Below are 14,940 nucleotides of genomic sequence, written 5' to 3'. Positions count from 1 at the left end.
CTGTGCCTTTCTCTGGTCGTGCCCCGTACCGCTGCCGCTCAGCCCTTGACCGCACCCTGCAGGCCACCGACGATCTGCTTCTCCGCGAGCGTGAAGAAGAGCAGCGCCGGCAGCATTGCCAGCGAGGTGAAGGCGAGGACGCCTGCCGTGTCGGTGGTGTATTGGCTGGAGAAGTTCTGCACGCCCAGCGGCAGGGTGTGCAGGTTGACGTCGCTGAGGACGAGCAGCGGCAGTAGGAACGAGTTCCAACTCGCCACGAACGCCAGGACGCCAACGGTGACGAGCGCGGGCCGCGACAGCGGCATCGCGACGCGCCAGAGAAAACCGAGCCGACTCGCGCCGTCGATGGCGGCGGCGTCCTCCAACTCTCTCGGGATGGCCGACAGGAAGGGACGCAGGATCACGATCGTCAGTGGCAGTGAGAAGGCGACCTGCGGGAGGATCACCGCGTAGTAGGAGTTGATCAGGTCCAGGTCACGCAGCATGAGATAGAGCGGCAGGATCGCCGCCCCGGCCGGGAACAGCAGGCCGAGCGTGAAGAAGGTGTAGAGCCCCTCCCGCCCGCGGAAGGAGTAGCGGGCGAGCACGAACGCGGCGGCCAGCCCGAGCACGACGACGGCGAGCGTGGTGCCGAGGGCGATGACCGCGCTGTTGAACGCCTGCTGCCAGAAGTTGCTCTGGGTCAGCACCCTGGCGTAGTTGTCGAAGACGAACGGGTCGGGCAGGCCGGCCGGGTTCGCGACGATCTGCGGGGTGGTGCGGAAACCGCCGATGACCACGTAGATGACCGGGGCGATCGACACGGCCGCGACCGCGAGCGCGAGCGCGTAGGTGAGCGGCGTGCCCCAGGAGGCCTGACGGCGCCCGGTGGACGGGGAGCGAACGGAGTTCACGGCCATCGTCACTTCGCCCTTCCGGTGATGGCGCCCTCGATGTCGCGGCGGAGCAGGAACCGCTGGAACAGCAGCGCCGCCACGAAGGAGATGGCGAACAGGATTACCGCCACGGCGTTGCCGTAGCCCCACAACCGGGCGAAGAACCCGTTGTCCACCATGTACGTCGCCATGGTGGCCGAGGCGCCGAGCGATCGCACCGCGGGCACCGAGGTCACCCAGATCATGTCGAAGATCTGCAGTGAGCCGATCATGGACAGGAACATCCAGATCCGGATCGTCGGGCCGAGGAGCGGGATCGTGACGTGCCGTTGGATCTGCCACCAGCTCGCGCCGTCGATGGCCGCCGCCTCGGTCAGCTCGTCGGGCACGTTGGACAGCCCGGCGAGGAGCAGGATGATGGCGAAGCCGACGTACTTCCAGGTGAGGACGGCCAGCAAGGTCCAGATGACCAGGTCCAGGTCAGCGAGCCAGGGGCGTACCAGACCGCCCAGTCCCAGTGACCGCAGCAGCGCGTCGACCGTGCCGTCGCCGGTCAGGAGCAGCTTCCACATGATGCCGACGGTGACTTCGGCGAGCACGTACGGCACGAACACCAGCAGGCGAAACACGGCGCGCCCACGGAAGCGACGGTTGAGCAGCAGGGCGACGCCCAGGGCGATCGGGCCCTGGATCAGCAGCGACCCGAACACGATGATGGCGTTGTTGCGCAGCGCGTCGAGGAAGATCGGATCCTGGAAGGCGAGGGTGTAGTTCCTCAGGCCGACGAACTCGGTGGGCGGCCCGACTCCGCGCCACCGGAACAGGCTGTAGTAGACCGCGAAGCCCATCGGGACCAGCACGAACATCACGTAGATGATCACGGCTGGCGTGGTGAGCCCGATGATCTCGTACCACTTGCGGCGGGTCTCGGCTCGGCGGGCGGACGCACGCCCGGCCCCGCCGGGGCCCGCCGGCGACGCGGAAGCGCCGCCGGCGGGCATACGGATCTGGTTGGTGGAGGTCACTTGCTTGCGGCCGCCTTCATCCCTGAGACGACCTTCTCAGGCGTCCCGTTGCCGGCGAAGATGGCGACGATCCCGTCGTTCATCGCGTTGCCGACGGTGCTGCCGTAAGCCGTGTCCAGCCAGAGCTGGACGTAGCTCGCTGCGGCGGTGGCGTCCGAGATGGACTTCAGTGCGGGGTCCTTCACGCCGGCCTCGGCGCCCTTGACGACAGGCAGGCCCGTGCCGGTCTCGGCGTAGCCCTTCTGCACCTCGGGGCTCAGGATGTACTTGAGGAACTCGACGCACTCGGCCGGGGCGTTCTTGGAGCAGGAGAACCCGTCGCCACCGCCGAGGGCCGCCTTCGGGTCACCCGGGGAACCGGAAATCGCCGGCACCGGGAACCAGCCGAGGAACGTCGCGAGCTTCGCGGGGTCCGTGGCGACGGTGTCCAGCGTGCCGCGGTTCCAGTCACCCATGAGCTCCATCGCGGCCTTGCCGTTGGCGAGCATGCCGTTGGCGCTGGTCGGGTCGTTCTGGCCCGGCGTGGCGATGAAGTTGGGCTGGAACGGCTTGGTGTCGATGAAGGCCTTCAGGTCCTGGCCGGCCTTCAGGAAGCACGGATCGTCGAAGGTCTTGTCCTTCGCCGCCTTCTTCAGGGTGTCGACAGAGCAGGCGCGCAGCGCCATGTTGTACCACCAGTGCGCGGCCGGCCACTTGTCACCGGCGCCCACGGCGATCGGGATGACGTTGATCGCCTTGAGCTTGGTGACCGCGGTGTTGAGCTCCTCGAAGGTGGTCGGCGGCGCCGCGATGCCCGCCCTGGCGAACAACTCCTTGTTGTACCAGATGCCCTCGATGCCCATCCGGAACGGCAGACCGTACTGCTTGCCGTTCACCTGCCAGATCTCCGCGGGGCTGCCGATGCTGGCGACCTCGGTCTTGACCTGGTCGGTGACCTCCTTGAGGTAGTCGGCCTCCACCTGCTCGCTCATCTCGCCGCCGCCCCAGGTCATGAAGATGTCCGGCGGGTCACTGCTCAGCAGCGCGGCGGGGATCCGGGTGCGCTGGAGCTGGTTGGTCTCGATCGCCTCGATCTCGATCTTGACGGTGGAGTGGAGCGCGGAGAAGTCCTTGGCGACCTTCTCCCAGTAGGTCTTGCCAGGCCCGTCCTGTGAGGCGTTGTGCCACCAGGTCAGGGTCACCGGGTTCTTGTACAGCTCGCTCTGAGGGGATTCCTCGTCGCCGCCGCCGCTACACCCGGCGACAACGAGAACACTTGTCATTAGCAGTGCCAGGACGGCACCCGCACGTCGCTTCGTTGCCATCGATGTCTCCTCGACTACTCAGTCGCGGTACTCGGCTTTCCGGCGAAGTTTTACAGTCATGTAACTTGATGTCAATCGGTATCGATAACGTTTTCGAGTCGCTCGTGACGTGGTCGAGACGGGGCCCTATCATCATCGGCGTGGTGTTTCAGGAGCGCGTCAAGATGTCGGATGTCGCACGCACAGCCGGCGTCTCGGTCGCGACCGTGTCGAAGGTCGTCAACGGCCGATACGGCGTGGCCCAGGCAACCGTGCTGCGCGTTCAGCAGGTCATCCACGAGCTCGGCTACGAGGCGAGCCTGGGGGCGCAGAGCCTGCGCAGCCACCGCACCAACGTGCTCGGCATCCTGGTCGCCGAGTTCGAGCCGTTCTCGACCGAGTTGCTCAAGGGGGCGTCCCAGGAGGTCGCGGGCAGCGGATACCAGTTGCTGGCCTACTCCAGCGGCGACGGCGAGGGTGCCGCCGTGGGGTGGGAGCGGCGCTCGCTCGCCCGCCTCTCCGGCACTCTCATCGACGGGGCCGTGATCGTCACGCCGACCGTGGTCGAGACCAAGCACGGCTTCCACGTCGTGGCCGTCGACCCGCACACCGGGCCGTCCGACCTACCCACCGTCGATTCGGACAACTTCGCCGGCGCCGTGCTGGCGACCAACTACCTGCTGTCCCTCGGCCACCGACGGATCGGGCACATCAGTGGACGCGCCGACCTGAAGTCGGCGCGGCTGCGCGAGGCCGGCTTCCGCCAGGCGATGGCCGACGCGGGCGTGCCGGTGGACGAGCGGCTCGTCCGCGTCGGCGGGTTCCGGATCGAGAGCGCCGCCGGCACGGCCGCAGAGCTGCTCAGCCTCCCCGACCGGCCGAGTGCGATCTTCGCCGGTAACGACCTCTCGGCGATATCCACGATGGACGTCGCCCGTGGCATGGGCCTCTCGGTGCCCGATGACCTGTCGGTTATCGGCTTCGACAACGTACCGGAGTCGGCGCTGGTGAACCCGCCGCTGACGACCATCATGCAACCGCTGCAGCGGATGGGCGCCGAGGCGTTACGCCTGCTCATCGACCTGATCGCCGGCGTCGAACGCAACACCCACATCCGGCTCCCCACCGAGCTGGTCATCCGTTCCTCCTGCCGCCCGCATCACTGACGTCCGAAACCGGTCCGCTCGCCCTGGGCCAGGCGTAGGACCGTGCGCGCGGCGAGCGTGGTCAGAGCCGACGCCCGCCGCACGACCGGCGTCACGCGAAGTACGTCGACCAGAGGTTGTGGGTCGGCCAACTGGTCACCGCTCGGGAGGCGGCCCAGAGCGCGGGGTCGATGTCGCCGTAGGTCAGCCCGGACTCGTCGTCGCGCCGGTTGAACACCGCCGCCCAGCTCAGTCCGTGGTAGGTGCGGACCACGATGCTGTACGTGCCCGGCAGGCTGCCGGTGTGCCAGGTGTTACGCCCGGTGCCGCCGGTCGTCACCGGACGCACCTGCCAACCGAGGCCGTAATACCAGCCGTTGGCGTTCACGCCGGTAGGGTTCGGCACCGCCCAGGCCCGGCCCAGCGAGGTGCTGTTGAGGATCGGGCTGCCGGCGTCGAAAGCCGACGCCCAACGCACCAGGTCCACGGCCGAGGCGATCCACCCGCCGTTGGCGTCGTGCAGTCGCATGTTGAACGTGCCGTACGGGGAGTCCACGATGGTGCCGGAGTTGTCCAGCACGGTAGTGCCGGTGTACTGCGACTCGTACAGAACCTCATTGCTGTGCCGGTTGATCGACTCGCCGTTCACCATCCGGGTGATGCCCAGCGGCGCCAGCAGTTTCTGCCGCACGTACGTCTCGTAGGGCTGGCCGGTCACCGCCTCGACCACCCGTCCGGCCAACAGGTAGCCATAGTTGCTGTAGGACACGTACGAGCCGGGGTCGTGCAGGAGTGGCTGGCCGGACATGAACCGGACCACGTCGGCGTGGGTCAGCCCCAGCGGCACGCCGAGCGACCGGGCGATGACCAGGTCCTTGAACAGGGGGTCGAAGTTGGTCACGTCCCGATCCCAGCCGCCGGTGTGCTGGAGGATTCGCCACAGGCTGACGTTGGCCAGCCGTGGATCCACCGCCTGGCCGGCCGGCGGGGTCAGGTCGACATACCTGCCGACCGGGTCGCCGAGGCTGAGCTTGCCGTCCTGAACGAGCCGGAGCAGCGCCGCCGCGGTCAGGGACTTCGACAGACTGGCCACCCGGAACAGCGACGTCGGCTGGACCAACTGCACGGATTGGTTGCTGTAGCCGTGGGCCAGCACCAACCGACCCTTGTAGGTCACGGCGAGCTGCCCAGCGGCGATGTGCCGGGCCTGCATGAACGTCTTCATGGCGTTGTCGAAGGCCGACAGCGCGGCCACCGTCGTTCCGGTCGTCACCCAGATGGGCGGCGGTGCCGCCTGGCCTGGCGACCCGCCCAGCGTGGCGGCGGCAAGGGTCCCGGCGCTCGCCGCGCCCACCAGCTTGCCGAAGGCGCGCCTGCTGACATTCATCCCGTTCATGCCCTGCCCTCCCAAAGATCACGATCAGCGGCAGGCTACGCGATGTGATCTTCCAATGCTGCCCCGTCGCAGGCGACGCCAGTCGGCGCGTGATCATCGGTGGCACATCCGAATCCGTCTGCGCCGCCTGCAGATGCGTCGATCGAGCTGTCGCCGTCTCTCCTGCTGCGGGATAGAGGTGGACAGATGGTCAGCCGCATGCGGCGAGGGCGTCACCGAGGCATGCGAGGGCCGCGCTGAAATCGGCGGCTGGGAGGTGACCGAAGCCGAGCCGGAAGACCCGGTCCTGTTCGCCGAACCAGGATCCCGGCGCGACCCGGGTGTCACGCTCGGCGAGGTGGGCATAGAAGGTCCGGACCGCGTCGTCGGAGAACCGGTCTGTGGGCAGGCGTAGGCAGCACAGGGCGCCGCCATCGGGGACGACGATGTCGATCGGCCGGTCCCGCGCCCAGTGCAGTAGCTCGTCGAGGGCCTCCTGGAGTCGCTTGGCACGAGGCGCGAGGATCTCGGTCCGCTTCCGGAGCACCTGTGCGGCGAGGAATTCGTCGACTGTGGAGCATGCGATCGTGGTCAGGAACTTGGCCTCACGCAGTTGGTCGTAGAGCGCGGCGTCTGTCGTGGTCAACCAGCCGAGGCGTAGGCCGGGTGCGCCGTGCGCCTTGGACACCGACGAGCAGGTGACGAGCCGCGGCGACAGCGCCGCCGCCGAGCGCGGCATCGCCGCGTCGCCGTAGGTGGACTCCCGGTACGTCTCGTCGACCAGGACGACCGCGTCCGGAGCGCGCTCCTGCACGATCGCGAGCAGCGAGCGCAACTCCCGGTCGGTGAACCGGACGCCGGACGGATTCTGCGGCGAGGCCAGGGACACCAGACGTGTACGCGGGTCAAGCTGCTCGGAAATCCGGTCCAGCGGCAACCGGTAGCCGTCGTCGAACGACAGCGGCACCACGTCCACCCGCGCCCCGAGCCCTTCCGGGACCGACCGGGCCGGTGGAAAGCACGGTGTCGCCAGCAGGACCCGGTCACCTGGGGAACAGGTCGTCTGGGCCACGAGGAACATGGCCTCGATCGCGCCGACCGTGACCAGCACCTGCTCGGCGTCCACGCCGCCGTCGGCCGCGATCAGTGCACGCAGGCCGGCAGCCCCGCGTGAGGTGCCGTAGGCCAGCGGGACGGTGGCCAGCGTCGCCCCGTCGGCGAGGTCGCCCAGGTTCAGCGGCGGGCTGGTGCTCTCGGCCAGGTCGTAGCGGACCGGGAGGTCGATCAGAGCGCTCATGGGGCTCGGCGCGAAGGCGGTCATGACACACATCGTCGAGGTGCACGCCGGGCCAGGGCAGAGCCAATAGCGAGTAGATTGGTTTGCCGATGGAGCCAATGGGGTTGGTGGAGCGCCTGGGCCGGTGGTCCTCCGGCCGAGGATCCCTGTACCTGTTGCTGGCGGCGCGGATACGCACCCTGATCGACGAGGGCGAACTCCCGCCCGGGACGCGGCTGCCGCCGGAGCGTGCGCTGGCGTCCGCCCTGGTGGTGGGCCGAAGCACCGTGGTCGCGGCGTACGACCTGCTGACCGGGGAGGGCCGTGTCGTGCGCCGACAGGGCAGCGGCACCAGGGTCGCCGGGAGCGCACCGGCGCCGGTACGGCCCACTACGGACGCGCCGGCCTTCCTGCATCTGCTCGAGCCTCAGGACGGCGTGATCATGTTGGGGTGCGCCGCGCCGGACACGCCACCTCCGGAACTGGTCGCGGCGTACCGGCGCACCCTTCCGCAGTTGGCCGACACCGTGGGCGACATCGGCTATCACCCCATGGGGCACATCGCGCTCCGGCGTGCGATCGCCACCCGATACCAGTCCCGGGGACTGTCCACCACGCCGGATCAGATCCTCGTCACCAACGGCGGACAGCAGGCACTGACGCTGCTGGCCAGGGCGTTGATCCGGCCGGGCGATCGAGTACTGGTGCAGGCGCCCACATATCCGGGCGCCTTGGAGGCGTTCCGGGAGGAGACAGCCGTGCTGCGGGCGATACCGGTCGACCTCACCGGGTTCGCGGCCGCACTCGCCGAACATCACCCGGCGCTCGCCTACGTGATCGCCACCTTCCACAATCCCACCGGCTTGGTACTGCCCGAGCAGTCGCGACGAAGGCTCGTCGAGACCGCTGCTGCGGCGGGTGTCGTGCTGGTCGACGATGAGGTCCTCTGCGACCTCGGCTTCCCCGGCGAGCGGGCACCGCTGCCGTTGGCTGCGTATCACGACCAGGTGATCACGATCGGATCGTTGAGCAAAGTCATCTGGGGTGGTCTCCGGATCGGCTGGCTGCGTGCGCCGGCACCGGTCGTCGCTCGACTGGCACGGCTGCGCGCCGTTCACGACCTCGGCGGCAACATTCCGGCACAACTCGCCGCCGCGGACCTCCTGCCCCGCCTGGACGCACCACAACGCCGAGGAGCCGAGCAACGCCTCGCCCGCCACGACCACCTGCGTGCCGAATTGGCCCGCCACCTCCCGGACTGGCAGGTACCCGCCGTCCCCGGCGGCCAGACCCTGTGGGTCCGCCTGCCGCACGGTGACGGCAGCTCCTTCGCACAGCAGGCACTCCGCCACGGCGTGGCCGTACTGCCGGGTCCCGGACTGGACGCGGAGGGCCGCAGCGCCGACTATCTGCGCCTGCACTTCCTCGCCCCGCTCGACCAACTCAGCGAGGCCGTTCATCGCCTGGCTACCGCGTGGCGCAGCTACGAAGCTGGTCCAGGCCGTAAGGCTGGCTTGCCAACGATGGCGATCTAGACACTGGCCGGCACGGAGGTGGTGAAGGTGAGGAAGGTATCGGGGGGCCGGGTTTCGGGAGTGGGGCCGTCGTGGATCCCCCACGAGTCCCCGACGACCTGGGTCGCCACCTGCGACCAGAACGCTTCCACACCAGAGTTGTAGCGCTGAAACGCGATGCTCCACCGGCCTGGGAACAGAGAGATGATCTGACCGGCTGCGGCACGACCAACGCCCGTGCGGCGAAGCGCGCGGACGACGAAGAAACCAGCGATGGACATACCGCCGTCCTCGGCCGGGGTCGTCATCACAAAGCCCGCTGTCCGGCCGGCTGCCGTGATCAACCAGGCGCGGCGTTGCGGGTCGACACCGGCGAGAAACCGGTCGAGCGGTCGGTCGTTGAATGTGCCGTCGTCATTCGGGAGGTGACCGTAAGCCTCCGACAGGTCATGCCGATACAACTGACCCAGATTGCCAAGCACCGCCCGGTGCGAACGGTCGACCGGTATCAGGGCGACGGGACTCGACGGCGGTCGAGATGGAACCGCGGCTTCCCAGGGCATCCCGGCACTCTTCCATGCCGGGATGCGCATCTTGAGAGGCTGCAGCCGCTGTCCGTCCTTTGCCGTCGCGCAGCAGATGCCCGATGCGGTGAACGGTCGGCGTGATGCCCGTGACGGCAATGTCATCTGTCGCCTAGCCAGGCTGGGGCGGGCCATCCAGGAAGAGCGAGGTCTGGTCGAACACCGACCAGGTGTCATACATCGTCCGCTGGTCGCCAGCTCCGCAACCATGACACGCGATCCTGGAGAGCCCTCATGGCCAGCCGGTTGAGCCTGTCTTCATCGACCGCGAATCCCACGAGTGCACCTCGGTCGCCACGTTCGTCTTCACCAGTTGCGCGAGCAGAACAGCTATGATCAACACTATTGATATGAATGCCGATGAGGTCCACACGGTTCTGGACACTCTCGCTGCCGCCGGCTGCAACGCATGGATCAGCGGCGGGTGGGGCGTTGATGCGCTGGTTGGGATTCAGACCCGTACACATCGCGACCTGGACCTGGCCATCGCCTCAGAGCATGAAGCAGCGGCGTTGCGGGCTCTCGGCCGGCTCGGCTACATCATCGAGACTGACTGGCGCCCGGTACGCGTGGAAGTCGTCGCCGAAGAACGAGGCCGAGTAGACCTTCACCCGCTCAAGTTCGACAAGGCCGGCCACGGCCATCAGGCCGGCCTCGACGGCGGTAGCTTCCGCTGGCCAAAGGAGTGCTTTACCACCGGAAACATCGCCGGCCGCCCGGTCAACTGCATCTCGGTGGAGCAGCAACTGCTGTTCCACAGCGGATACGAACCGCGTGACATCGACCGCGCTGACCTGGACTCGCTGCACAGACTCATCACGGAGGCCGGGCGAGCCGGCGATATCGTCCGATAGCGCCCGCCAATCTCTTCCTGACACAGCGCCCGATCGGCCCAGGGTCGACCAGGTACCCGTCAGGCTTCGGCGACGACAACACCTGATCCGTTCGAGCAGGCGACAGGGAGCCGGCCCGAAAGGGCCGCTCTCCTTCGTACCCCTCCCGAAGCGTCATCATGGTGCGGAACCGCGCGGCGAACCGGATCGCCTCCTGCCGGATCTGCCACACCTTGGCCCCTCCGCCGTCCGACACCGCCTGGCGACGGGCAGCAGCGCGCCGAATTAACCGACCGGCAGGGTCGACTCGCGCATCACGACTCGACTCGGGAACTCCTCCGAGGTGGGCACGCCACCATCGATGGCTTCGAAGAGCCGTTGGCCGGCAATGGCACCGAGTTGTTTGAGGTTCATGTCGATGCTGGTCAGGCGGGGCCGGGAGTGCGCGGAGATCACCTCCCAGTTGTCGAAGCCGATCACGGAGGTCGTACCGGGGACGTCGCGCCCGAGGTCCCGCAGCACCTCCAGGACACCCCGGGCGATCTGGTCACTGCCGCAGAAGATCGCGTCGACCTCGGGATGCTGCTCGACGACCATGTGCGCTGCGGCCCGCCCCCAGGACTCGTCCCACGACCCGTAGTACGGCCGTCCACCGGTCATGCTCAGGCCGGCGGCGGCGAGCGCCGCGGCCGCGCCCTCGGCGCGATCCCGCGCCGCCTGGAACCCGGGCTCGCCGGTGATGTGCGCGATGTTGCGCCGACCGCAGGCCAGCAGGTGCTCGATGGCGAGCTGACCGCCTCCCACGTTGTCGACGGTGATGGAGACGTCGGCTGGGTCCGAGGAGGGGGCGTAGACGTAGACCACCGGCACGGGGATGTTGCCGGCCAGCGGTGGACGGGCGTCGGTGCGGGATCCCACCACGATCAGGCCGTCCACCCGGCGCGACAGCAGCGCGCGTACGTGATGCTTCTCCCGGATGGCGTCACCGCGCGCGTCGCACAGGAAGACCGACACCTGGCCGGCGCCGAAGGCGTCCTCGGCTCCCATCAGGATGGGAATCGAGAAGCGCCCTTCGAGGTCGCTCGTCAACAGGCCCACGGTCCCCGTGCGGCCACTGAGCAGGCCACGGGCGAGAGCGTTCGGTGCGAAGGAGAGCAGTTCTGCCGCCTCCAACACCCGGACTCTGGTGGTCGCCCGCACCTCGCTACGCCCGTTGATCGCCTTGGAGGCGGTCGCGATGGACACGCCCGCGAGCTTGGCGACATCGGTGAGCGTGGGCGTGCGGTTGGTGGGGATTTCGGGCTCGTTGGCCATGTGGTGCTCCCTCCCGGCGACCGGCACAGGCGTGGTACGCGGCGACAGGCCGCCCCGGAGTGCCGTGACGACCACTCCTGGCGGACGAGGATTCTCAGTGCCTTTTCGGCGACGTTTCGGTGGGGGTGCGGCCCTGCGGTCCCCCATCGAAGCCCTCACCTGGGCGGAACACTACACCGGCGAACACCGGCGGCAGGTGCCAGCGATGCCCGGGCGGGTCACCTACCGAAATCTCCGCCGAAAGTCCACGGCGGCTGACCCGGTGGGGTGGCGGGGTCCAGACGGGCCCCGCCACCCCCGTCGGGGCTACGGCCTGCCCGAGTCGCCGCCGATCGCCTCGTACGGCGCCTCGATCTGGACGGTCACCGACCCACCGTCCACCGTTCCGGTGACCCTGACGGTCGCGGTCCCCGCGGGCACCGACGCCACGCGAGCGTTGAACGCCTGGTAGACGGCCTTCCCCGGGGCTACACCGGCCACCGTCCGCGAGCCGTACGGCGTGTTCAGCTCGATGGTGAGCGGCACGTCGTCGGCATTGTGGGCGGTGACGGCGACGTGGGCGGTGGAGCCGATGATCCGCGTGCGGGCCTGCACCTCGACGTTCCAGGTGGGTGCCGGCTCAAGTTCCCTGTTCGAGGCGGCGGCGTACGAGACGACGAGATCCTTCTCCGCCGCGGTGAAGGCGCCCGCCGCGACGAATGCCTCGGCGGTCTGCGTGACAGTCGAGACGAACTGTCCGTGGGTGGCGAAGGGCGCCTGGTCCCACACCAGGTCGAGGAAGGTGGGGCCGTCGGTGCCGGGCGAGGGAACCCCGGTCACCGGGATGTCGTAGTGCGGCAGGCCGTCATTGCGCTTGCGGTTGGGTACGCCGGTGTCGACCGAGCCGAACACGATGGTCGGCTCGACCCGCCGGAAGTACGACGAGGCGGCCTGGGTGTCGGCGATGTAGTACGGGCGCAGGGTGAAGCCGTGCGTGGTGAAGAGGTGGTCGCCCGCCGCGGTGGTGCTCGTGGCGGTGATCGCTGCGCGGGAGTAGTCGCCGTCGCGCTTGAGGTGCCGGTAGAGCGAGAGTTCCCGGTAGTTCCCGACGCCCGGGTTTCCCAGGATCTGCAGCAGGACCGGTCCCCAGAAGATCGACTGTGTGTCGGGACGGTCCAGCGCCCGCTCGATCCGGATGCTGAAGGGCATCCGGATCTCGATGGTGTCGCCGGTGTTCCAGGCCCGGCTCAGGGTCAGGTAGCTGCCGGGTGTGGCGGTGACGTCCTGAGCCGCACCGTTGATCGTGACGAAGAAGCCCTTTCGCGCCCAGGCCGGCACCCGCAGCTTGATGGCGAGAGGACCATTGCCCTGCACGGTGAGCCTGGTGCGGTCCTCGCGCGGGTAGGTGGTCTGCTGGGTGATGGTGAAGCCCTTCTCGGCCCAGGTCAGTGTCGACGACACGTACAGGTTGACCCAGAGCGTTCCACCGTCGGCGGACTTGAAGTAGATCGTCTCCTGGTACTTGGTGTGGTTCTCGAGACCTGTACCGCCGCAGCAGGTGCCGGTGTTGCCGTAGTCACGGGTGGCACCCGGGGTCAGCGGCTGGAAGTAGGTGACCTGCGGGTTGCTGACACTGGTGCTGTCCGCCCGCGAACCGGCGATCTGGTTGATCAGACCGCGCTCGTAGTAGTCCATGTACGCGGGATCGCTCTCGTGGAAGAACAGGTTACGAGCCAGCTTGATCAGGTTGTAGGTGGTACACGTCTCGGCACCGCCCTGGGCGATCGAGTTCGCGATGTTGCCCCGGTTCTGGAACAGCTCGGTGTTGTTGTTGGAGCCCGGGTAGTTTCCGCCCGTTCCCCCGTTGGCGTACGTCCGGTGCGGTACGACCATGCCGAAGAAGTTCTTGGCGGCCTGGAGGTAGTCCTGCTCGCCGCTGTGCTCGTATACGCGCAGGTAGCCGATGAACTGCGGCACGTGCGAGTTGGCATGCAGCCGGTCCGGACGGCGACGACCGGGCCGGGTCTGTGGCGTAGTGACGAGGATGTCGCGGTTCTCGACGCAGGCGTCGAAGAGCGACTCCCGGTTGTCGAAGCGCTTGGCGGTGTCCAGGTGCTTCGCGTCGCCGGTGAGCGCGTAGATCTCAGGAAACACCTCGTTCGCGCCGCCGGTCTCGCCAGCGATGTAGAGGTCCCACATGTAGTTGAGGTTGTCCCGGGTGATCGGGCCCGTGTAGGCGGGGTGGTTCTTGTCCCCGATGGTCAGTGCGAGGTGCGCCCACTCGGCCATCCGAACGACCACGTCGAGGGCCTTCTGGTTGTCGGTGTGGTAGTACGCGTCGAGCAGTCCACGCATGATCTTGTGCTGCGTGTACCACGGCGCCCAGGTGTTGGCGCTCAGGTCACCGCCGTAGACGGCCCACCGTGGCGGGCCGAGTCGGAGCACCGCGTCCTCGGGGATCGCGCCCAGGTAGCCGGGATGGGTCGGGACCCAGAGGGCTCCCCCGCCGCTCTGGCTGGCCACGATTCCGCCGTCGCGGCCGTTGGGCGAGGCGTCCCTGATCGTGGTGCCGTCCTCCTCCTCGAACCGGTACCAGGCGATCGACCCGCCGCCGGTGCTCCCGGCCGCGGAGTCCAGCAGCGACTGGATCTCCTGCGCGCTCAGTGCCCGGTCGAAGATGTGGAACTCGTCGACGGTCGCGTCCAGGTACGCGTCGCCGTACTGGGAGCGCCCGATCCACCGGTTTCCCGGGTTTCCGAGGTTGGCCGGGCTGAGGGTCATGTTCGGGTTCTGGCCGGCCTGTTGACCGTTCACGTAGAGGGTGCCGGTGCGCTGGGTGAGGGTGACGGCGAGGTGCACCCACTGGTTGGTCGGCAGTGCGGCGGTACCGTCGATCCGCTGTTCACCACCGCTACCGCTGACCGTGATCGCGAACCTCGGCGCGTTGCCGGTGACGCCGGCGCGGGGGGTCAGGAACATGTTGACCGTGGTGTTCTGACCGAAGTCGAACAGCCGACTCCAGTTCTGGGTGGAGGCGAGATTGACCCAGGTGGCGATGGTGAAGTCGGCGAGCTGGCTGATCGCCTCCTGGGGCAGGGTCACGTGCTGCGCCCGGCTGGGGCCGTTCAGGCGCAGGCCGCTTCCGAAGCGACCCGGCACCCGGCCGATCTGCGGGTCCTCCGGCTCCTCACCGCCCGGGTCGCCCCCGCCCAGCCGCGCGGTGATCGCGGCCTGGCACGCCGCGAGCTCGTCGACCATCCAGTCGAGCTTGCTCTTGAAGATCGGCTCGCCATGGTCGGCGTAGCCCTGCGCCAGGGCCGTCATGAAGTGGCCGGCCCAGTGGCCGCTGAGCAGCCCACCGTCCTCCCAGCCCCCGGGGACGGAGACGCCCGGCGGGTTCGGTCGGCCGGCCTGGTTGTTGAACAACACGAGGAAGCGCCGCTCGTCGAGCTGCCGCAGGTAGCTCTTGGTGCGGTCGCGCTTCTCCTGGAGCAGGCCGTCGCCCAGCGTCACGTCGCGCAGCTGGAATGGCCGGACCGGCGCGGTGCCGCCGGGACCGGGGTCGGCCGAGATCACGTTGAGGGGAGTCGGTCCGGCTGACGCCTCGGCGGCTGCCTGGGCGGCGGTCGCGGGGAGCGCGCCCGCGGTGGCCGCCGCGGTGACACCGATGGCGGACGCCTGAAGGACCTGACGTCGACTGACGGGCATCTTGTCGGAGAGAACCATTGCGGATCGTC

General features: G+C 68.3%; 11 protein-coding genes. 3 read left to right on the top strand and 8 right to left on the bottom strand.

Annotated features, from left to right (window positions below):
• Nucleotides 1–38: 38 nt before the first annotated feature.
• Genes HNR20_RS27340 through HNR20_RS27330 form a run of 3 tightly spaced genes read right to left on the bottom strand, consistent with a single transcriptional unit; the run spans nucleotide 39 to nucleotide 3,204 of the window.
• A complete protein-coding gene (locus HNR20_RS27340; protein ID WP_229687275.1) occupies nucleotides 39–905 on the bottom strand; it encodes a carbohydrate ABC transporter permease in 867 nt (288 codons plus the stop codon).
• Nucleotides 902–1,900 (bottom strand): carbohydrate ABC transporter permease, encoded by a 999-nt coding sequence (locus HNR20_RS27335; protein ID WP_184185514.1) that lies wholly within the window; start codon nucleotides 1,898–1,900, stop codon nucleotides 902–904. The genes HNR20_RS27340 and HNR20_RS27335 overlap by 4 nt, the downstream gene beginning before the upstream one ends.
• Entirely contained in the window at nucleotides 1,897–3,204 is a 1,308-nt protein-coding gene (locus HNR20_RS27330; protein WP_184185511.1) for an ABC transporter substrate-binding protein, read from the bottom strand. The genes HNR20_RS27335 and HNR20_RS27330 overlap by 4 nt, the downstream gene beginning before the upstream one ends.
• Nucleotides 3,205–3,344: 140 nt before the next feature.
• Between HNR20_RS27330 and HNR20_RS27325 the strand changes: the two genes are divergently transcribed.
• The gene (locus tag HNR20_RS27325; RefSeq protein ID WP_229687276.1) at nucleotides 3,345–4,349 is read left to right on the top strand and encodes a LacI family DNA-binding transcriptional regulator; all 1,005 of its coding nucleotides are present in this window, start codon (nucleotides 3,345–3,347) and stop codon (nucleotides 4,347–4,349) included.
• Nucleotides 4,350–4,440: 91 nt separating this feature from the next.
• Here the strand turns inward: HNR20_RS27325 and HNR20_RS27320 are convergent, their stop codons facing one another.
• The gene (locus HNR20_RS27320) at nucleotides 4,441–5,724 is read right to left on the bottom strand and encodes a serine hydrolase domain-containing protein (RefSeq protein ID WP_221309939.1); all 1,284 of its coding nucleotides are present in this window, start codon (nucleotides 5,722–5,724) and stop codon (nucleotides 4,441–4,443) included.
• 190 nt (nucleotides 5,725–5,914) lie between these two features.
• Complete coding sequence (locus HNR20_RS27315; RefSeq protein WP_184185509.1) at nucleotides 5,915–7,024, bottom strand: pyridoxal phosphate-dependent aminotransferase; 1,110 nt, start codon at nucleotides 7,022–7,024, stop codon at nucleotides 5,915–5,917.
• A 65-nt stretch (nucleotides 7,025–7,089) separates the two neighbouring features.
• On the opposite strand from HNR20_RS27315, the gene HNR20_RS27310 reads away from it, so the two are divergent.
• Nucleotides 7,090–8,514: an aminotransferase-like domain-containing protein gene (locus HNR20_RS27310; RefSeq protein ID WP_184185506.1), complete on the top strand. Its 1,425-nt coding sequence runs from the start codon at nucleotides 7,090–7,092 to the stop codon at nucleotides 8,512–8,514.
• Here the strand turns inward: HNR20_RS27310 and HNR20_RS27305 are convergent.
• Nucleotides 8,511–9,086: a GNAT family N-acetyltransferase gene (locus tag HNR20_RS27305; RefSeq protein WP_184185503.1), complete on the bottom strand. Its 576-nt coding sequence runs from the start codon at nucleotides 9,084–9,086 to the stop codon at nucleotides 8,511–8,513. The two genes, HNR20_RS27310 and HNR20_RS27305, sit on opposite strands and share 4 nt — an antisense overlap.
• 323 nt (nucleotides 9,087–9,409) lie before the next feature.
• On the opposite strand from HNR20_RS27305, the gene HNR20_RS27300 reads away from it, so the two are divergent.
• The gene (locus HNR20_RS27300; protein WP_221309937.1) at nucleotides 9,410–9,931 is read left to right on the top strand and encodes a nucleotidyltransferase domain-containing protein; all 522 of its coding nucleotides are present in this window, start codon (nucleotides 9,410–9,412) and stop codon (nucleotides 9,929–9,931) included.
• A gap of 264 nt (nucleotides 9,932–10,195) precedes the next feature.
• Here the strand turns inward: HNR20_RS27300 and HNR20_RS27295 are convergent, their stop codons facing one another.
• Nucleotides 10,196–11,224, bottom strand: coding sequence for a LacI family DNA-binding transcriptional regulator (locus HNR20_RS27295; RefSeq protein WP_184185500.1), 1,029 nt, complete (start codon nucleotides 11,222–11,224; stop codon nucleotides 10,196–10,198).
• 306 nt (nucleotides 11,225–11,530) lie between these two features.
• Nucleotides 11,531–14,929: a beta-L-arabinofuranosidase domain-containing protein gene (locus HNR20_RS27290; protein ID WP_184185497.1), complete on the bottom strand. Its 3,399-nt coding sequence runs from the start codon at nucleotides 14,927–14,929 to the stop codon at nucleotides 11,531–11,533.
• Nucleotides 14,930–14,940 lie beyond the last annotated feature (11 nt).

The organism is Micromonospora parathelypteridis, assembly GCF_014201145.1.
Taxonomy (GTDB): domain Bacteria; phylum Actinomycetota; class Actinomycetes; order Mycobacteriales; family Micromonosporaceae; genus Micromonospora; species Micromonospora parathelypteridis.
The sequence above is the reverse complement of the archived record's forward strand: the minus strand, read 5'-3'. Positions and strand labels throughout refer to the sequence as shown.